This window comes from Pseudomonas paraveronii, assembly GCF_963681955.1.
In the GTDB taxonomy this organism is placed as follows: Bacteria; Pseudomonadota; Gammaproteobacteria; order Pseudomonadales; family Pseudomonadaceae; genus Aquipseudomonas; species Aquipseudomonas paraveronii.
This window is the reverse complement of sequence record NZ_OY817130.1, coordinates 5550658-5568637: the sequence shown is the minus strand read 5'-3', so window position 1 is coordinate 5568637 and position 17980 is coordinate 5550658. Positions and strand designations below refer to the sequence as shown.

The 17980-nt window shown below is 60.7% G+C and carries 17 protein-coding genes; 11 read left to right on the top strand and 6 right to left on the bottom strand.

Annotation, left to right across the window (positions count from 1 at the left end; all coding sequences use genetic code 11):
* The first annotated feature begins 212 nt into the window (after positions 1-212).
* Positions 213-659 carry a DUF4879 domain-containing protein gene (locus U5A08_RS25710; RefSeq protein ID WP_321849090.1) on the top strand — a complete coding sequence of 149 codons (447 nt, stop codon included), beginning with the start codon at positions 213-215 and terminating at the stop codon, positions 657-659.
* Positions 660-698: 39 nt separating this feature from the next.
* On the opposite strand, the gene U5A08_RS25705 is transcribed toward U5A08_RS25710, so the two are convergent.
* Positions 699-1937, bottom strand: coding sequence for an MFS transporter (locus U5A08_RS25705; protein WP_321849089.1), 1239 nt, complete (start codon positions 1935-1937; stop codon positions 699-701).
* Between the two features lie 317 nt (positions 1938-2254).
* Between U5A08_RS25705 and U5A08_RS25700 the strand changes: the two genes are divergently transcribed.
* Genes U5A08_RS25700 through U5A08_RS25690 form a run of 3 tightly spaced genes read left to right on the top strand, consistent with a single transcriptional unit; the run spans position 2255 to position 4883 of the window.
* Positions 2255-3694, top strand: a complete 1440-nt coding sequence (locus U5A08_RS25700; protein ID WP_253399295.1) for a cytochrome ubiquinol oxidase subunit I — start codon at positions 2255-2257, stop codon at positions 3692-3694.
* Between the two features lies 1 nt (position 3695).
* Positions 3696-4703, top strand: a complete 1008-nt coding sequence (cydB, locus tag U5A08_RS25695; RefSeq protein WP_046381977.1) for a cytochrome d ubiquinol oxidase subunit II — start codon at positions 3696-3698, stop codon at positions 4701-4703.
* Positions 4704-4715: 12 nt separating this feature from the next.
* Positions 4716-4883 (top strand): DUF2474 domain-containing protein, encoded by a 168-nt coding sequence (locus U5A08_RS25690; RefSeq protein ID WP_253399293.1) that lies wholly within the window; start codon positions 4716-4718, stop codon positions 4881-4883.
* 71 nt (positions 4884-4954) lie between these two features.
* Here the strand turns inward: U5A08_RS25690 and U5A08_RS25685 are convergent, their stop codons facing one another.
* Both U5A08_RS25685 and U5A08_RS25680 read right to left on the bottom strand, forming a co-directional pair.
* The gene (locus U5A08_RS25685; protein WP_321849088.1) at positions 4955-6079 is read right to left on the bottom strand and encodes a methyltransferase; all 1125 of its coding nucleotides are present in this window, start codon (positions 6077-6079) and stop codon (positions 4955-4957) included.
* A gap of 171 nt (positions 6080-6250) precedes the next feature.
* Positions 6251-6961: a helix-turn-helix transcriptional regulator gene (locus U5A08_RS25680; protein WP_253399289.1), complete on the bottom strand. Its 711-nt coding sequence runs from the start codon at positions 6959-6961 to the stop codon at positions 6251-6253.
* A gap of 401 nt (positions 6962-7362) precedes the next feature.
* On the opposite strand from U5A08_RS25680, the gene U5A08_RS25675 reads away from it, so the two are divergent.
* Positions 7363-8139, top strand: coding sequence for a ferredoxin--NADP reductase (locus U5A08_RS25675; protein WP_253399287.1), 777 nt, complete (start codon positions 7363-7365; stop codon positions 8137-8139).
* A gap of 44 nt (positions 8140-8183) precedes the next feature.
* Here the strand turns inward: U5A08_RS25675 and mscL are convergent, their stop codons facing one another.
* The gene (gene mscL, locus U5A08_RS25670) at positions 8184-8600 is read right to left on the bottom strand and encodes a large-conductance mechanosensitive channel protein MscL (RefSeq protein ID WP_253399285.1); all 417 of its coding nucleotides are present in this window, start codon (positions 8598-8600) and stop codon (positions 8184-8186) included.
* Positions 8601-8887: 287 nt separating this feature from the next.
* On the opposite strand from mscL, the gene katB reads away from it, so the two are divergent.
* From katB to radA, 3 genes are all read left to right on the top strand, one after another.
* The gene (gene katB, locus U5A08_RS25665) at positions 8888-10429 is read left to right on the top strand and encodes a catalase KatB (protein WP_253399283.1); all 1542 of its coding nucleotides are present in this window, start codon (positions 8888-8890) and stop codon (positions 10427-10429) included.
* A gap of 137 nt (positions 10430-10566) precedes the next feature.
* Positions 10567-11115 (top strand): ankyrin repeat domain-containing protein, encoded by a 549-nt coding sequence (locus U5A08_RS25660; protein WP_253399281.1) that lies wholly within the window; start codon positions 10567-10569, stop codon positions 11113-11115.
* A gap of 35 nt (positions 11116-11150) precedes the next feature.
* A complete protein-coding gene (gene radA, locus U5A08_RS25655; RefSeq protein WP_017848272.1) occupies positions 11151-12518 on the top strand; it encodes a DNA repair protein RadA in 1368 nt (455 codons plus the stop codon).
* A 25-nt stretch (positions 12519-12543) separates the two neighbouring features.
* Here radA and U5A08_RS25650 read toward each other — a convergent pair whose 3' ends face one another.
* Positions 12544-12912, bottom strand: a complete 369-nt coding sequence (locus tag U5A08_RS25650) for a PilZ domain-containing protein (RefSeq protein ID WP_247396566.1) — start codon at positions 12910-12912, stop codon at positions 12544-12546.
* A gap of 176 nt (positions 12913-13088) precedes the next feature.
* On the opposite strand from U5A08_RS25650, the gene U5A08_RS25645 reads away from it, so the two are divergent.
* The 3 genes from U5A08_RS25645 to yjiA all read left to right on the top strand — a co-directional run bounded on the left by U5A08_RS25645 (position 13089) and on the right by yjiA (position 16477).
* The gene (locus tag U5A08_RS25645) at positions 13089-15155 is read left to right on the top strand and encodes a carbon starvation CstA family protein (protein ID WP_321849087.1); all 2067 of its coding nucleotides are present in this window, start codon (positions 13089-13091) and stop codon (positions 15153-15155) included.
* Positions 15156-15170: 15 nt separating this feature from the next.
* The gene (locus U5A08_RS25640) at positions 15171-15368 is read left to right on the top strand and encodes a YbdD/YjiX family protein (protein ID WP_003176208.1); all 198 of its coding nucleotides are present in this window, start codon (positions 15171-15173) and stop codon (positions 15366-15368) included.
* A gap of 149 nt (positions 15369-15517) precedes the next feature.
* On the top strand, positions 15518-16477 hold the full coding sequence (gene yjiA, locus U5A08_RS25635; RefSeq protein WP_321849086.1) for a GTPase: 960 nt from the start codon (positions 15518-15520) through the stop codon (positions 16475-16477).
* 186 nt (positions 16478-16663) lie between these two features.
* On the opposite strand, the gene glyA is transcribed toward yjiA, so the two are convergent.
* A complete protein-coding gene (gene glyA, locus U5A08_RS25630; protein WP_247397081.1) occupies positions 16664-17917 on the bottom strand; it encodes a serine hydroxymethyltransferase in 1254 nt (417 codons plus the stop codon).
* Positions 17918-17980 lie beyond the last annotated feature (63 nt).

The following is a 17980-nucleotide window of genomic DNA, read 5'->3' as shown; positions in this document are numbered from 1 at the left end:
TGTGACGCTATGTTGCGTCGTGATTTGTTGACCTCTAAGTCAAAGCACAAATTGCGCCAAGCGCCTGTGGCTTCAGAGAGGATCGGAAAAAGCGGCGCATCATACCAGCAGCCGAGCCCGTGTGGCGCACGGGGTTGGCTTTGTGACGCATGGCTGTGAATCATGGCCTTGAGGCATACTGCGCCGATGTTTAATTCAGGGTCATCGACAGCATGAAAATAGCCAACGCGTGGAGTCTAGCTCTGATCGCTTGTATCAGCTTGTGGCTAGGCGCGGCACCGGCGTGGGGCGCGACTGCACCGGCCTTGAGCGAGGTGCGGGTGTTCAAGGTCGAGTCGACGAGGTGTGTGGAAACGATTCCGGAGCGCTCGCAGAGCACGCAGATGTGTACGCACCGTGGGCCCACCCAGGTGTCGGTGATGGAAGTCGGCCTGGGCAACAACCCGATGGGCCGCTTCAATGGCGCCGAACTCAGCGGGCAACGCACTGCGGTGTGCCAGGTCGGTAGCGTCAGCCAGGCCTGCAATGGCGCGGGCACGCTGATGGGCTACATCTATGTGTTCGACCTGAACGTCGCCGCCCCAGGCTGGTTCGAATACAGCAACACGTCGATCAACGCGCCGCGAAATACCTTGAAAACCCAGCTCAATATCCGCTGATCAATGGCCTTGAACGCCACGGATATCCGGCCGTGAGGTTCAGACTGTGGTTTCGTCCACTGGCACATGCATGCGGTCGCGGTTGGCCAGGGTCGGGAACAGTTTGATCCACGCCCCGGTCACCAGCAGCGTGCCGATCCCGCCCATGACCACGGCGGGCACGGTGCCGAACCAGTGGGCGGTGATCCCGGACTCGAACTCGCCCAGTTGATTCGACGCGCCAATAAACAGGCCGTTGACCGCACTGACCCGCCCGCGCATGTCGTCCGGTGTCTCCAATTGCACGAAAGAGGCGCGGATCACCATGCTGATCATGTCCGCCGCGCCCAGCACCACCAGCACCGCCAGGGAAAACCAGAACGAGGTGGACAGGCCGAAGGCGATGGTCGCCACGCCGAACACACCGACGGCGGTAAACATCACGCGGCCCACGTGCCGGTCGACCGAAAAGCGCGCCAGCCACAACGACATCAGTAACGCGCCGACTGCCGGCGCCGAACGCAACAGGCCCAGGCCCCAGGCGCCGGTCAGCAGGATGTCCTTGGCGAACACCGGCAGCAACGCGGTGGCACCGCCGAGCAACACGGCGAACAGGTCGAGGGAAATTGCCCCGAGGATGTCCGGGCGGCTGCGAATAAAGCGAATCCCGGCCAGCAGTGAGTCCATCGTGGCCTTGGCTTTATTCAGCGGGGTCTGGCGGGCGGGCAGGTTGAGGGTCAGCACGCAAGCAATGAGGTACAGCACCACGGTTGGGCCATACACCCACACGCTGCCAAACGCATAAAGCAAACCGCCGAGGGCCGGGGCGACGATGGTTGCCAGTTGCTGGGCCGATTGCGATGAGGCCACGGCCCGTGGGAACAGGGCGCTGGGTACGATGCTTGGGAGCAGCGCTTGAGTGGTGGGCATTTCAAAGGAGCGTGCGGCGCCGAGCACGAAGGCGAGGATAAAGATCATCTCGCGGGTCACGTGGCCGGTCAGGCCGCCAATGGCCAGGGACAAGGCAATCAGCGCCTGTACGGTCTGGCAGATGGCCGCCACCTTGCGCCGCTCATAGCGGTCGGCCACATGCCCGGTGTGCAGCATGAACAGCACGCGGGGGACGAACTCCACCAGACCGACCAGGCCCAAATCCAGCACATTGCCGGTCAGTTGATAGAGGTTCCAGCCGATGGCCACGGTGAGCATCTGGAAGCCGCTGGCGGTGAAGATCCGCGCCAGCCAGAACGCGATGAAAGGGCGGTGGTGGCGTAACAGCAGCGCGGGTTCACTGGGCATCGGGCGTTCGGGTCAAAGCGGGAGGGGGATTCGAGATTAGCATCAAGCTGTAACAAACAGTTGCAGAAACTGTGCTGAGGCAAGCTGTCACGCGGCAAAAGACCACACAGGTCAATCGCCAAAATGGGACTACTCTTTTGACTGTGATTGATCCAGATCAAAGCTATTTCAGGATTTGTTCTGGCGGCCGCAAGGCCTGATTCCCTACGTGGTTGGTAAAAAAAGAAACGAATTGAAATTCGCCACACTCCATATCCGTGGGGGCAGTGGATGCGGCCTCCAGCCAGCATTCGGTATTACCTGACAGAGGAAGACTTATGTTCGGTTTGGAGGCGCTAGATCTCGCCCGAATTCAGTTCGCGTTCACCATCTCGTTCCACATCCTGTTCCCGGCGATCACCATCGGCTTGGCGAGTTACCTTGCGGTGCTAGAAGGCTTGTGGCTCAAGACCCATAACGACACCTACCGTGACCTCTACCATTTCTGGTCGAAGATCTTTGCCGTCAACTTCGGCATGGGCGTGGTCTCCGGCTTGGTCATGGCTTACCAGTTTGGCACCAACTGGAGCCGCTTCTCAGACTTCGCCGGCTCCGTCACCGGGCCGCTGCTGACGTATGAAGTGCTCACGGCCTTCTTCCTTGAGGCCGGTTTCCTCGGCGTGATGCTCTTCGGCTGGAACAAGGTGGGGCGCAAGCTGCACTTCTTCGCGACCGTGATGGTGGCCGTCGGCACGCTGATTTCCACCTTCTGGATTCTCGCCTCCAACAGCTGGATGCAGACGCCCCAGGGCTTTGAAATCATCGACGGCCGCGTGATCCCTACGGACTGGCTGGCCGTGATCTTCAACCCCTCGTTCCCTTACCGCCTGATGCACATGGCCACGGCGGCGTTTGTGGCGACGGCGTTCTTCGTCGGTTCCTCCGCGGCCTGGCATTTGTTGCGCGGCAAGGACAACCCGGCCATCCGCAAGATGTTGTCGATGGCCATGTGGATGGCGCTGATCGTCGCGCCTATCCAGGCGGTGATCGGTGACTTCCACGGCCTCAACACCCTGGAGCACCAGCCGGCGAAAATCGCCGCGATTGAAGGCCACTGGGAAAACATCGGCAACGAGCCGACGCCGCTGATCCTGTTCGGCTGGCCCGACATGAAGGCGGAAAAAACCAAGTACGCGATGGAAATCCCTTACCTCGGCAGCCTGATCCTGACCCACTCCCTGGACAAACAGGTGCCGGCGCTCAAGGACTTCCCGCCTGAGGATCGCCCCAACTCGACCATCGTGTTCTGGTCGTTCCGGGTCATGGTCGGCCTGGGTTTGCTGATGATCTTCACCGGCCTGTTCAGCCTCTGGCTGCGCCGGGGCGGCAAGATGTACACGTCGAGGCCGTTCCTGTACCTGGCGTTGTGGATGGGCCCGTCCGGCCTGATCGCGATTCTCGCCGGCTGGTTCACCACCGAGATCGGCCGCCAGCCGTGGGTGGTCTACGGGCTGATGCGCACGGCGGATGCGTCCTCCGGGCATAGCCTGGTGCAGATGAGCATCACCCTGGTGCTGTTCGTGGTGGTGTACTTCACGCTGTTCGGCGCCGGGTTGGGCTACATGATGCGCCTGGTGCGCAAAGGCCCGGTGATCCACGAAGGCATCGAGCCTACCCACGGTGGCCCAGGCCAGAAACGCACACCGGCGCGTCCGTTGTCGGCGGCCGATGACGGACGCGATGACAATCACGTCGACATCCAGCACAAGGGGAATTGAGATGGGTATTGATCTTCCGCTGATCTGGGCCGTGATCATCATCTTCGGCATCATGATGTACGTGGTCATGGACGGCTTTGACCTGGGCATCGGCATCCTCTTTCCGTTTATCCCCGGCAAGACTGACCGTGACGTGATGATGAACACCGTCGCTCCGGTCTGGGACGGTAACGAAACCTGGCTGGTACTCGGCGGCGCGGCGTTGTTCGGCGCCTTCCCGCTGGCTTACTCGGTGGTGCTGTCGGCCTTGTACCTGCCGCTGATGCTGATGCTGATCGGGCTGATCTTTCGCGGCGTGGCCTTCGAGTTCCGCTTCAAGGCCAAGGACCACAAGCGTCACCTGTGGGACAAGGCGTTCATCGGTGGTTCGTTGGCGGCCACCTTCTTCCAAGGCGTGGCGCTGGGGGCGTTCATCGACGGTATCCCGGTGGTCGATCGCCAGTTTGCCGGTGGTTCACTGGATTGGGCGACGCCGTTCACGATGTTCTGCGGCGTGGCGCTGATCGTGGCCTACGCGTTGCTCGGTTGCACCTGGCTGATCATGAAGACCGAAGGCAAGTTGCAGGAGCAGATGCACGACCTGGCGCGGCCATTGGCCTTTGTGGTGCTGGCGGTGATCGGTATCGTGAGTATCTGGACGCCGTTGTCGCACCCGGAAATCGCCTCGCGCTGGTTCACCCTGCCGAACCTGTTCTGGTTCCTGCCGGTGCCTATCCTGGTGCTGGTGACCATGTACGGGCTGATCCGCGCCGTGGCGCGTAACGCACACTACACGCCGTTCCTGCTGACGCTGGTGCTGATCTTCCTCGGCTACAGCGGCCTGGGTATCAGCCTGTGGCCGAACATCATCCCGCCATCGGTGTCGATCTGGGACGCCGCCGCGCCGCCGCAAAGCCAGGGCTTCATGCTGGTGGGCACGTTGTTCATCATCCCGTTCATTCTGGGCTACACCTTCTGGAGCTACTACGTGTTCCGCGGCAAGGTTACCCACGAAGACGGTTATCACTAGGAGGGTCGTTTCATGTCCGGCAAACCTTCATTGCACGAGATTGAACAGGCCGAGAAACAGCCACTGTGGCGGCGCCTTGGCTGGTTGGCGATGATCTGGAGCGGCAGCGTGCTGGCCCTGTTCGTCGTGGCCAGCCTGATGCGCCTGTTCATGAGCGCGGCCGGCCTGACCACGCACTGATATCCCATCCCGTTGCCTTGCGGCACGGTTTTTTGACCCTGCCCCTTCTTTGGAGGGGGCGGGGTCTTTTTTTATTTGCGCGCTTTGAGAATCACGAACTTGGGCGTGGCGGCCACTTGCTCGACGCCACGGAACAGTCGCGCCAACTTGCTGTGATAGCCCAGGTGACGGTTGCCGACTATATAGAGGGCGCCGCCGACCACCAGCGCCTCGCGCGCCTGCTGGAACATGCGCCAGGCGAGGAAGTCGCCAACCACCTGCTGCTGGTGGAACGGTGGATTGCACAGCACCACCTCCAACGATTGCGGCGCCTGGCCGGCCAGGCCATCGTCGGCGCGGACGATGACCTCGCGATCACCCAGTGCGGTTTGCCAGTTCTCGGCGGCCGATTGCACGGCCATGTAGGACTCGTCCACCAAGGTGTAGTGCGCGTCCGGGTTCTGCAGGGCGCTGGCAATCGCGAGTACGCCATTGCCGCAACCCAGGTCGGCAACCCGCGCACTGCCAAGGCCTGTGGGCAAGTGCGGGAGGAATGCGCGGGTGCCGATGTCCAGGCCTTCGCGGCAGAACACGTTGGCGTGGTTGAGCAGGGTGATGACCGGTGTGTCCAGGGCGTAACGGGTGGGGTAGGGCGAGACGGCGGCCGGTCGATCCCCGACGGTGGCAATTAACAGCCGCGCTTTTTTGACCGCCAGGGACGCGTGCATCGGCCCGATGTACTGCTCCAGCAACTCACCGGCCGCCCGTGGCAGATGCTTGACCATCGCTGCGGCGATGACTTCAGCGCCCGGCGCCAGTTGGCCCTGCAGGCGGATCAACTGTTCTTCGAGCAGCGCCAGGGTTTTCGGCACGCGGATCAGTACCCGGTCGAACGGCCCACGTGGCACCCGGCTGGCAGGCATGAACGGCACGGCATCAAACGTCTTGCCGTTGCGCACCAGGTTTTTTTCCAGGCCTTGGGCGGCGAGAAACGAGTCGCCGCTGGACGTTACCTGCACATGGCCTTCAAGGCTGGCGGCCAATGCGCCAAAGCTGTCGTTCAGCACCAGCACGCGGGTCGCGGCGTTCGGTTGCTGCTCGGCCAGGTAGCTGAGCAGGTACTCGTCGGCGGCGTCGAACGCTTGCAGCGGATCGTTGTGCTGCTCGGGTTGGCGGATCAGATCGAGCTGGGCGAACGGGCTTTCAAGCAGGGGCATGGAGGGGGAGGCTCTGGGTAGTCGATGAGTGTTCGGCGGGTTGCATGGGGACCGGCGCAACCGTCTGAGTGAACTGCGAGGCGGCACCGTGGGGGGCTGCGTCAACACTCAGCGTTGGCCGTAAATGTTACTTTTTTTTCGCAAGGATTACATGCGGTGATTCCGCGCCGGTTAAAACAAACCCGCCTTCGAGGCGCAGAGTACGGCAGCGATCTTATTGTTGACTCCCAGCTTCCTGAAACAACTGGCGAGGTGAAAGCCAATCGTGCGCTCCGACAGGCACAGGATGCGGGCGATGTCTGAAGCGGTCTTGCCCAGAGCGGACCATTTGAGGATTTCTGTTTCCCGTGGGGTCAAGGTGTTGGGCGTCGCTGCGCCGGGGCTTTCGGCGTATTTTTGCGCGACCACCGCATGCATGGCATGGCAGAGCCACAATACCTGGCCGGCCTTTTCGTACAGCTCTTGCGGGCTGACCTCACCCTTACCGCGTCCCAGGGTCAGCATGCTGAACACCCCCTGGAAGTCGTGGACCGACTGGGTCCAACCCAGATGGACGCCAGAAGACTGGGCCAGTTCCCATAAGTTCGGCGCGGCGCCGAACACTTTTTCCTCCCAGACAATTGGCAATACGCAACGTTTGCAGTGGGTGACAACCGGGTCTATATCGAAGAAGTGGGCCTGGTCATACAGTGTGTTCCATTCATTTGGGTAGTTATTGAGGCAAATCGGTTTGTTTGGGTGTCTGGGTCGTTGAGCGCTCATCGTAAAGGAACAGAATTGGAAGCCGAGTTCGTATGTTTGATTGATGACCATTTCAAATACGCTGGTGATCTTGTCCTCGCCCTCCAGCTTGGGGAGTCGTGTATTGCGCCAGTTGACCATCTGTAACTCTCCATGGTTTTCTTTGTGACTTGGGTACGTCCTGGCCCCCAACGTTGCACGGAATGAAGTGTAGGATATCGGTTACATTTGCAGATGAAATTTTCGCTCTTGTACCGAGTGTTTTAATAGTTTTTCAATCAAGCATTAGTTCGCTATGCAAGTGCCGGTGTTTTTTTTCCAGATTTTTTAATGGGTTGTGATGCCTGTAACGCTCAACTAACAAAGACGCTGCGTGCCAATGTAATGGCGCGACGTGGGGTAATAGCGAAATGATTAAGGGTGAAATCAAAGTGCTATTATTTTGGCAAACGCTGAGTGGCTAAACGATATTACTGCCGACTGTAGGTGTTTCCGCGCGTGACTTTGGGGGACACTAGGGCACCTGTAGAACGGAGCTCCCCATGACGGTCAGTGCTGAGAAATTTACCCGCCAGACCCTGCTCGACGTGCAATCGCTGACGCCCAGCCTCTTCACCCTGCGCACCACCCGTGACCCGGGCTTCCGGTTTACCGCCGGCCAGTTCGTGCGCCTGGGAGTGACCAAGGCCGATGGCAGCACGGTATGGCGCGCGTACTCTGTGGTGTCGTCACCGTTTGATGAGTATCTGGATTTCTTCTCGATTGTGGTGCCCGGCGGCGAGTTCACCAGCGAGCTGAGCCGCTTGCGCGTGGGCGATACGCTGATGGTCGAGCGCCAGGCCACAGGCTTCCTGACCCTGAACCGGTTTGTCGACGGCCGTGACCTGTGGCTGCTGGGCACCGGCACCGGGGTGGCGCCGTTCCTGTCGATCCTGCAGGACTTTGAGGTCTGGGAAAAATTCGAGCGCATCATCCTCGTGTACAGCGCCCGAGAGGCCAGGGAGCTGGCCTATCAGTCGCTGATCCAGGGGCTGGGGCAGCGTGAGTACCTGGCCGAGTACGCCCACAAGCTGACCTATCTGCCGCTGGTCACCCGCGAGCAGCATCCCGGCGCCCTGCATGGGCGCATTACCACCCTGATCGAGAATGGCGAATTGGAGCGCGCAGCCGGCGTCGAGCTGACCCCGGAGCATTCGCGCGTGATGATTTGCGGCAACCCGCAGATGATCGACGACACCCGCCAATTGCTCAAACAACGCGATATGCAATTGAGCCTGTCCCGGCGCCCAGGCCAGGTGGCGGTGGAAAACTACTGGTAACAAAAAGGCGCCCCTGGAGGCGCCTTCTTTCAAACCGATACGGCTTACAGCGGCTTTTCGTTCTGTGCCTTTAGCAGGTCACGGATTTCACCCAGCAACACTTCTTCCTTGCTCGGCGTCGGCGGCAGGCTTGGGGCCACCGCTTCTTCGCGCTTCAGGCGGTTGATGGCCTTCACACCCATGAAGATCGCAAACGCGACGATCAGGAAGTCGATCACGCTCTGGATGAACTTGCCGTAGGCCAGTACGACCGCCGGGACATCGCCCTGGGCAGCCTTGAGCGTCACGGCCAAATCAGCGAAGTCGACACCGCCGATCAACAGACCGATCGGTGGCATCACCACGTCGCCTACAAACGATGAAACAATTTTGCCGAAGGCGGCGCCGATGATAATACCGACGGCCATGTCGACCACATTACCTTTGACCGCGAAGGCCTTGAACTCACTGATCACGCCCATAGGTTATTCCTTGTTACAGATGAGAAGGGTGGAGCTCAGTGTAAGTCAGTCGTAGCGGGCTTGCCTGACACGACTGTTAACACTGTTGGCTTTTATCGACACATTAAATCGTAAATAGTTTGCAAAGTGCCACCAGTCGCGCGCGAATTACCCATAATTTCAGTGGGTTACCAGATTATTTTCTCAATCGCCTCGGTGGTGTTTTTCTATTTATCTTCTGACTCGCGGGTCACTAGCCTCTGGCAAGCACAACTGAATGTGCATTCAAAAAACCAGAGGAAACCTCGATGAATACCCCCATGAACCGCGCGCCTGTTCTGGTGCGACATGCGCTGGTGCTGGCGACCGTCAGCCTGCTTTCCCTGTCTGTGCAAGCCGCCAACCTGACCCGCGATAACGGCGCCGCCGTCGGTGACAACCAGAACTCGCAAACCGCCGGCGCCAACGGCCCGGTGCTGCTGCAAGACGTGCAACTGATTCAGAAACTGCAACGCTTTGACCGCGAACGCATCCCCGAGCGCGTGGTACATGCCCGTGGCACCGGCGCCCACGGCACGTTTACCGTCACCGATAACCTCAGCGACTTGACCAAGGCCAAAGTCTTCGCCGCCGGTGAAGCAACCCCGGTATTCGTGCGGTTCTCGGCGGTGGTACACGGCAACCACTCCCCGGAAACCCTGCGCGACCCTCGCGGTTTCGCCACCAAGTTCTACACCGCCGACGGCAACTGGGACTTGGTCGGCAACAACTTCCCGACGTTCTTTATCCGCGATGCCATCAAGTTCCCGGACATGGTCCACGCCTTCAAGCCGGACCCACGCACTAACCTGGATGATGACTCGCGTCGTTTCGACTTCTTCTCTCATGTTCCCGAAGCCACCCGCACACTGACCGAGCTGTACTCCGACGCCGGCACGCCGGCCAGTTACCGTGAAATGGACGGCAATGGCGTACATGCCTACAAGTTGATCAACGCCAAGGGCGAAGTGCATTACGTCAAGTTCCACTGGAAGAGCCTGCAAGGCATCAAGAATCTTGATCCCAAGCAAGTCACTGAGGTGCAGGGCCGTGACTACAGTCATATGACGAATGACTTGGTCACGCATATCAACAAGGGCGACTTCCCCAAGTGGGACTTGTACGTGCAAGTGCTCAAACCTGAGGAGCTGGCCAAGTTCGATTTCGACCCGTTGGACGCCACCAAGATCTGGCCCAATGTTCCCGAGCGCAAAGTCGGGCAGATGGTGTTGAACCGCAACCCGGCCAATGTCTTCCAGGAAACCGAGCAAGTAGCCATGGCCCCGGCCAACCTGGTGCCGGGCATCGAGCCGTCGGAAGATCGCCTGCTGCAAGGTCGGGTGTTCTCCTATGCCGACACGCAGATGTACCGCCTGGGCGCCAACGCCCTGCAACTGCCGATCAACGCGCCACGGGTCAGCGTTAACAACGGCAACCAGGACGGCGCGATGAATCTCGGCAAAACCACCACCGGTGTGAACTACCAGCCAAGCCGCCTGCTGCCACGCGAAGAGCCGCAAACCGCGCGTTACAGCCAGTCGCCGCTGGCGGGCAGCACCCAGCAGGCGAAGATCCAGCGTGAGCAGAACTTCAAGCAGGCTGGTGATCTGTATCGCTCCTACAGCAAGAAGGAACGTCAGGACTTGATCGATAACTTCGGCGGCTCCCTGGCCACCACCGACGACGAGAGCAAGCACATCATCCTGTCGTTCCTCTATAAAGCCGACCCGGAATACGGCACCGGCGTGACCAAGGTCGCCAAGGGTGACCTGGCTCGCGTGAAAGCGCTGGCACAAAAACTCACCGACTAACCCCACCCCCCCTGTAGGAGCGAGCTTGCTCGCGAAGATCTGCCAGGCAACGCGTGCATCCAGGATGCACGCGTCATCGTTGACGTTTTTCGCAAGCAAGCTCGCTCCTACAAGGGTTTTGTAGAGGAGTTGAATCAATGCGTACCTTCATCGGGGCGCTGCTGGCCTGCTGGTCGCTGAGCGGGGTTGCCGGGCAGCCTGCGCCCAATGACGCAGCCGCGCTCAAGGCGCAATTGCAAGGCTACTATTTCGATGCCGCACGTCGCGGCGACCTGCCCATGCTCGATACCTTCATCGACGCCGGCTTCCCCCTCAATACCCAGGACGACAAGGGCTACACCGCACTGATCCTCGCCGCCTACCACGGTGAAAGCGCCTACGTTGAGCGTCTGCTCGCCGCCGGCGCCGACGCCTGCGTGCAGGACAAGCGCGGCAACACCGCACTGATGGGCGCGATCTTCAAGGGTGAACTGAACATCGCCCGGCGCTTGCTGGCCACCGCCTGCAACGCCGATCAACGCAACGGCGCCGGGCAGACCGCCGCCATGTACGCAGGGCTGTTCAAGCGCCTCGAACTGCTCGACGAGTTGAAAGCCAAAGGCGCCGACCTGAATGCCGAAGACCCGATCGGCAACAGTGCTTCACGGTTGGCCAGCGGTGAAATCCGGACCCCGGCGCCGCGCTGAGCTATCATCGCGGTTTTTCGGTTGGAGGTTCTCAAATGGCAAAGGCCAAGCGCATGTACGGCTGCACCGAGTGCGGCGCGACCTTTCCCAAGTGGGCCGGCCAGTGTACCGAGTGCGGGGCGTGGAACACCCTCACCGAAACCATGATCGAAAGCGGCGGCGCTGCGGCCCCGAGCGGCCGCGCCGGCTGGACCGGGCAACAGGCGCAGATCAAGACCCTGGCCGAAGTCAGCGTCGAGGAAGTCCCGCGTTTCTCCACCGCCTCCGGTGAACTCGACCGGGTGCTGGGCGGCGGCCTGGTGGACGGCTCGGTGGTACTGATCGGCGGCGACCCCGGTATCGGCAAGTCGACCATCCTGTTGCAAACCTTGTGCAGCATCGCCAGCCGCATGCCGGCGCTGTACGTCACCGGCGAAGAATCCCAGCAACAAGTGGCCATGCGCGCACGCCGCCTGGGCCTGCCCCAGGATCAACTGCGGGTGATGACCGAAACCTGCATCGAAAGCATCATCGCCACCGCGCGGATCGAAAAGCCCAAGGTCATGGTGATCGACTCGATCCAGACGATTTTCACCGAGCAACTGCAATCGGCCCCGGGCGGCGTGTCCCAGGTGCGTGAGAGCGCGGCGCTGTTGGTGCGTTATGCCAAGCAGAGCGGCACGGCGATCTTTCTGGTCGGTCACGTGACCAAGGAAGGCGCGCTGGCCGGGCCACGGGTGTTGGAGCACATGGTCGACACCGTGCTGTATTTCGAAGGCGAATCCGATGGCCGTTTACGCTTGCTGCGCGCCGTGAAGAACCGCTTCGGCGCGGTGAACGAGCTGGGCGTATTCGCCATGACCGACCGCGGGCTGAAAGAAGTTTCCAACCCCTCGGCGATTTTTCTGACCCGTGCCCAGGAGGAAGTCCCAGGCAGTGTGGTGATGGCGACGTGGGAAGGCACCCGGCCGATGCTGGTGGAAGTGCAGGCGCTGGTGGACGACAGTCATTTGGCCAACCCGCGCCGGGTGACCCTGGGCCTGGACCAGAACCGCCTGGCGATGCTGCTTGCGGTACTCCACCGCCACGGCGGTATCCCGACCCATGACCAGGACGTGTTCCTTAACGTGGTGGGTGGGGTCAAGGTGCTGGAGACCGCGTCCGACCTGGCGTTGATGGCGGCGGTGATGTCCAGCCTGCGCAACCGGCCGCTGCCCCACGACCTGTTGGTGTTTGGCGAAGTCGGCCTGTCGGGCGAAGTGCGCCCGGTGCCCAGTGGTCAGGAGCGTTTGAAGGAAGCGGCCAAGCACGGCTTCAAACGCGCGATCGTGCCCAAGGGCAACGCGCCGAAGGAAGCGCCGCCGGGGTTGCAGGTGATTGCGGTGACGCGGCTGGAGCAGGCGTTGGATGCACTTTTCGAGTAGCAGGCACCGCCCCTCCTACAGGGGGTCAGAGCTCCAGCAACGCGCCCAACTGCCGCTCCAGTTCTTCCTGATCGCCCAGATTCAACTCGACCAAACGGCGCAAATGGCTGATCGACTCCAGACTGATGTGCTCACACTCAAACCCCAGTTGACCAGGTTGGTCGTGGGTCAGCCTGACCTGCATCTGCACATCGGTAGTGGCGTCCAGGTGGATATCCACATGGAACGACTCAGTGCCGATGCCGAGCCAGGGTGTCGGTCTCAGCACCAGCAAGCCCTTCAGCGATAAATCCACCAACTGCACCGGCCATTCCTGACCGTTTTGCCGGAGTTTGGTCTTGGCATCAAAGGCGATCCGGCGAAAACGACGGCGATCAGACGCATGTTCGGTCATGGTGAAACCCTCTGTGGATGAAGGGATTGTAGCCTTGCGCCATTATTGAGGCTTTATTTCTGCTTTTTTTGCCATGGGAAGGCTCTAGACCAACGTAGGGGGCTGGCCTTTAAGGCCAGTAGCGCTAAACTCGAGCTGGTTGTCCTTTCTGTCCACCCTGGCTGGAATACAAAAAAATGAAAAATAATAATAGCCTGCTACGCCACTTACCCTGGCTGGTACTGGCCATAGTAGGTGCGTGCGCTCTAGGCGTAGTGGCCTTGCGCCGCGGCGAAGCGATCAATGCCTTGTGGATCGTGGTCGCAGCAGTGGCGATCTATCTGGTCGCCTATCGTTACTACAGTCTGTTCATCGCCAACAACGTGATGCAGCTCGATCCACGACGGGCCACCCCCGCAGTGGTCAATAACGACGGTCTGGACTACGTGCCGACCAACAAACACATTCTTTTCGGTCACCACTTTGCGGCGATTGCCGGTGCAGGCCCCTTGGTCGGCCCGGTGCTGGCGGCGCAAATGGGTTATCTGCCCGGCACCCTGTGGCTGATCGCCGGGGTGGTGCTGGCCGGTGCGGTGCAGGACTTCATGGTCCTGTTCCTGTCCACCCGTCGTAACGGCCGTTCCCTGGGGGATATGGTTCGCGAAGAGATGGGCCGCATTCCGGGGACCATCGCGCTGTTCGGCTGCTTCCTGATCATGATCATCATCCTCGCGGTGTTGGCGCTGATCGTGGTCAAGGCCCTGGCCGAGAGCCCGTGGGGCATCTTCACGGTGATGGCGACCATCCCGATCGCGATGTTCATGGGCATCTACATGCGCTACATCCGCCCGGGCCGCATTGGTGAGATTTCGATCATCGGCGTGCTGTTGCTGCTCGGTTCGATCTGGCTGGGCGGGCAGATTGCCGCCGATCCGGTCTGGGCCAAGGTGTTCAGTTTCACCGGCATCCAGATCACCTGGATGCTGATCGGCTACGGGTTTGTCGCAGCGGTACTGCCGGTGTGGCTGATCCTGGCACCGCGTGACTACCTCTCCACCTTCCTCAAAATCGGCACCATCGTCGCCTTGGCCATCGGCATCCTGGTGACCATGCCCGACCTGAAAATGCCGGCGCTGACCCAATTCATCGATGGCACCGGCCCGGTGTGGAAGGGCGGCCTGTTCCCGTTCCTGTTCATCACCATTGCCTGCGGTGCGGTCTCGGGCTTCCACGCGCTGATCGCTTCGGGCACCACGCCGAAGTTGCTGGCCAGTGAAGGCCATGCCCGTTACATCGGCTATGGCGGCATGTTGATGGAATCGTTCGTGGCCATCATGGCGATGGTTGCCGCTTCGGTGATCGAACCTGGCGTGTACTTCGCCATGAACAGCCCGGCGGCGATTGTCGGCTCCGACGTGGTCACCGTCGCTCAAACCGTCAGCAGTTGGGGCTTTGCGATTACGCCTGAGGCGCTGTCGGCCGTTGCCCGTGACATCGGCGAAACCACCGTCCTGGCGCGTGCCGGCGGTGCGCCGACGCTCGCTGTGGGTATCGCGCAGATCCTGCACAGTGTCCTGCCAGGTGAAAACACCATGGCGTTCTGGTACCACTTTGCGATCCTGTTCGAAGCGCTGTTCATCCTGACGGCGGTCGACGCCGGTACCCGTGCCGGGCGCTTCATGCTGCAAGACCTGCTGGGTTCCTTCGTGCCGGCGCTCAAACGTACCGAGTCCTGGACCGCCAACCTGATCGCGACCGCCGGTTGCGTGGCCATGTGGGGTTACCTGCTGTATCAAGGCGTGATCGACCCACTGGGCGGCATCAACACCTTGTGGCCGCTGTTCGGTATCTCCAACCAGATGCTGGCAGGTATCGCGCTGATGCTGGCGACTGTCGTGCTGATCAAAATGAAGCGCCAACGCTACATTTGGGTGACCATGCTGCCGGCCGTCTGGCTGCTGATCTGCACCACCACGGCGGGCTTCATCAAGCTGTTCGACGCTAACCCGGCGATCGGCTTCCTGTCGCTGGCGAAGAAGTACAGCGATGCGCTGGCCAACGGCCAGATCCTGGCCCCGGCCAAGAGTATCGACCAGATGCAGCATGTGATCTGGAATGCTTACACCAACGCAACGCTGACGGCGCTGTTCCTGTTCGTGGTCTTCAGCATCCTGTTCTATGCGCTCAAGGTCGGCATTGCCGCCTGGGGCAACAAAGAACGCACGGATAAAGAAGCCCCGTTCCAGGCCGTACCGGACGCATGATCGAGGATTGCAGCCATGTTCAATGACATCAGTCGCCTCGGTAAATACCTCGGTCAGGCCGCGCGCCTGATGGTCGGCATGCCCGACTACGACACTTACGTCGAGCATATGCAAACCAAACACCCGGACAAGCCGATGATGGACTACAAGGCGTTCTTCCGGGAACGCCAGGAAGCCCGTTACGGCGGCAAGGGTGGGCCAAAATGCTGCTGACCCGGTAATTCGGGCTGGCGGTGATCTACTGTGGGAGGGGGCTTGCTCCCGATAGCGATGTGTCAGTGACATACCAGTGCCTGACACACTGCTATCGGGGGCAAGCCCCCTCCCACATTTGTTTCTGTGTTCCTTCAAGGAGAATTTCTTTGTCCTCTCCCATCCCCGTCACCGTCCTCAGTGGCTTCCTCGGCGCCGGCAAGACCACGTTGCTGCGCCACCTGCTCAAAGCCGAGCACGGTTTGAAAATCGCCGTGATCGAAAACGAATTCAGCGACGCCGGTATCGACACCCAGCTATTGGGCGCCGAGCCCGTGCAAGTCATGACCCTGTCCAACGGCTGCGTGTGCTGCACCATCCACACCGACCTGACCAAAGCCCTGTACCTGCTGCTGGAGCGCCTGGACAGCGGCGAGATCGCCTTCGACCGCCTGGTGATCGAATGCACCGGCCTGGCCGACCCGGCCCCCGTGGCCCAGACTTTTTTCATCGATGAAGAACTGCGCGAGCGCTACATCCTCGACGGCATCATCACCCTGGTGGACGCGGCCCACGCCGAGCACCACCTGAGCCAAACCATCGCCCAGGCGCAGATCGGGTTTGCCGACCGCCTGCTGGTGAGCAAGCGCGACCTGGTGGACGACGCAACCTTCGACGCCCTCTGCCAGCGCCTGACCCGCATCAACCGCCGCGCGCCGATTCGCGTGGTCGACCACGGCGCCATCGACCTGGCCGAATTGCTCGATGTGCGCGGCTTCAACCTCAACGCCGGCATGAACCTGCGCCCGGTCAGTGCCGCGCCGTCCATCGACCGTATCTCCAGCCTGGTGCTGCGCACCGAACAGCCGCTGGATATCGACCGCCTCAGCGAGTTCATGAACGAACTGCTGGAAGACCACGGCAAGCAACTGCTGCGCTACAAGGGCGTGCTGAACATCGCCGGAGATGATCGGCGCATGGTGTTCCAGGGCGTGCTGAAACTGTACGGCTTCGATTGGGACACCGAATGGGCCGAGGGTGAAACGCGGGAGAGTGTGATTGTGTTTATTGCCGATGAGTTGCCGGAAGACAAGATTCGCGAGGGCTTTGCGAAGGTCTACCAAGCCTAACTTGGAAATACGGTCAAAAATGTGGGAGGGGGCTTGCCCCCGATAGCTGTGTGTCAGCCATACATGTGTCGACTGACCCACCGCCATCGGGGGCAAGCCCCCTCCCACATTGGCCGGTATTCAAAATCCTGATCTGCATAAAAAAGCCCGGCTCAAGAGCCGGGCTTCTTAGTCAAGCAACTGCAATCACGCGCCGTACACCGGCAGCTTTTTGCAGATGGCCTTGACCTTCTCACGCACCGCATCGATCACGGCGTCGTTGTTCAGGTCAGCCAGGATGTCGCAGATCCAGCCGGCCAGTTCCTTGCACTCTGCTTCCTTGAAGCCGCGAGTGGTCACGGCCGGGGTGCCGAAACGCAGGCCCGAGGTGACGAACGGCGAACGTGGATCGTTCGGTACGGAGTTTTTGTTCACGGTGATGAAGGCTTTGCCCAGGGCAGCGTCAGCATCTTTACCGGAGATGTCCTGCTTGATCAGCGACAGCAGGAACAGGTGGTTTTCAGTCCCGCCGGACACCACGTCAAAACCGCGTGCGATAAACACGTCAGCCATGGCCTTGGCGTTTTTCACCACTTGTTGCTGGTAAGTCTTGAACTCAGGCTGCAGGGCTTCTTTGAAGCAGACCGCTTTGGCGGCGATCACGTGTTCCAGCGGGCCGCCTTGGGAGCCTGGGAATACCGCGGAGTTGAGCTTCTTCTCGATCTCGGCGTTGGCGCGAGCCAGGATCAGGCCGCCACGTGGACCGCGCAGGGTTTTGTGCGTGGTGGTGGTGACGACGTCAGCGAACGGAACCGGGTTCGGGTAGACGCCAGCAGCGACCAGACCGGCCACGTGGGCCATGTCGACGAACAGGTACGCGCCCACTTTGTCGGCGATTGCGCGGAAACGTGGGAAGTCGAGGATCTGCGAGTAGGCAGAGAAACCGGCCACGATCATTTTCGGCTTGTGCTCGACCGCCAGGCGCTCGACTTCGTCGTAGTCGATCAGGCCGTTGGCATCGATACCGTATTGAACGGCGTTGTACAGCTTGCCGGAGGAAGAAACGCTGGCGCCGTGGGTCAGGTGACCGCCGTGGGCCAGGCTCATACCCAGGATGGTGTCGCCGCCTTGCAGCAGGGCCAGGTACACGGCGCTGTTGGCTTGGGAACCGGCGTGTGGCTGGACGTTGGCGTAATCGGCGCCGAACAGTTGCTTGGCGCGGTCGATGGCCAGTTGCTCAACCACGTCGACGTATTCGCAGCCGCCGTAGTAGCGCTTGCCTGGGTAGCCTTCGGCGTACTTGTTGGTCAGAACCGAACCTTGAGCCTCCATGACCGCAGGGCTGGTGTAGTTTTCCGAAGCGATCAGCTCGATGTGCTCTTCCTGGCGCACGGCTTCTTGCTCCATGGCGGCGAAGAGATCGGCGTCGTACTTGGCAATAGTCAAATCACGGCTGAACATGGCGGTCCTCAAGGATCGGGGGGCAGAAAAGGAAGGCATTCTAACCCAATGGGTTTTAGATGG

Bases quoted from the DNA above. Each gene is read 5' to 3' on its own strand.
- U5A08_RS25710 (WP_321849090.1), top strand. From the start codon at position 213: ATGAAAATAGCCAACGCGTGGAGTCTAGCTCTGATCGCTTGTATCAGC.
- U5A08_RS25705 (WP_321849089.1), bottom strand. From the start codon at position 1,937: ATGCCCAGTGAACCCGCGCTGCTGTTACGCCACCACCGCCCTTTCATC.
- U5A08_RS25700 (WP_253399295.1), top strand. From the start codon at position 2,255: ATGTTCGGTTTGGAGGCGCTAGATCTCGCCCGAATTCAGTTCGCGTTC.
- cydB (WP_046381977.1), top strand. From the start codon at position 3,696: ATGGGTATTGATCTTCCGCTGATCTGGGCCGTGATCATCATCTTCGGC.
- U5A08_RS25690 (WP_253399293.1), top strand. From the start codon at position 4,716: ATGTCCGGCAAACCTTCATTGCACGAGATTGAACAGGCCGAGAAACAG.
- U5A08_RS25685 (WP_321849088.1), bottom strand. From the start codon at position 6,079: ATGCCCCTGCTTGAAAGCCCGTTCGCCCAGCTCGATCTGATCCGCCAA.
- U5A08_RS25680 (WP_253399289.1), bottom strand. From the start codon at position 6,961: ATGGTCAACTGGCGCAATACACGACTCCCCAAGCTGGAGGGCGAGGAC.
- U5A08_RS25675 (WP_253399287.1), top strand. From the start codon at position 7,363: ATGACGGTCAGTGCTGAGAAATTTACCCGCCAGACCCTGCTCGACGTG.
- mscL (WP_253399285.1), bottom strand. From the start codon at position 8,600: ATGGGCGTGATCAGTGAGTTCAAGGCCTTCGCGGTCAAAGGTAATGTG.
- katB (WP_253399283.1), top strand. From the start codon at position 8,888: ATGAATACCCCCATGAACCGCGCGCCTGTTCTGGTGCGACATGCGCTG.
- U5A08_RS25660 (WP_253399281.1), top strand. From the start codon at position 10,567: ATGCGTACCTTCATCGGGGCGCTGCTGGCCTGCTGGTCGCTGAGCGGG.
- radA (WP_017848272.1), top strand. From the start codon at position 11,151: ATGGCAAAGGCCAAGCGCATGTACGGCTGCACCGAGTGCGGCGCGACC.
- U5A08_RS25650 (WP_247396566.1), bottom strand. From the start codon at position 12,912: ATGACCGAACATGCGTCTGATCGCCGTCGTTTTCGCCGGATCGCCTTT.
- U5A08_RS25645 (WP_321849087.1), top strand. From the start codon at position 13,089: ATGAAAAATAATAATAGCCTGCTACGCCACTTACCCTGGCTGGTACTG.
- U5A08_RS25640 (WP_003176208.1), top strand. From the start codon at position 15,171: ATGTTCAATGACATCAGTCGCCTCGGTAAATACCTCGGTCAGGCCGCG.
- glyA (WP_247397081.1), bottom strand. From the start codon at position 17,917: ATGTTCAGCCGTGATTTGACTATTGCCAAGTACGACGCCGATCTCTTC.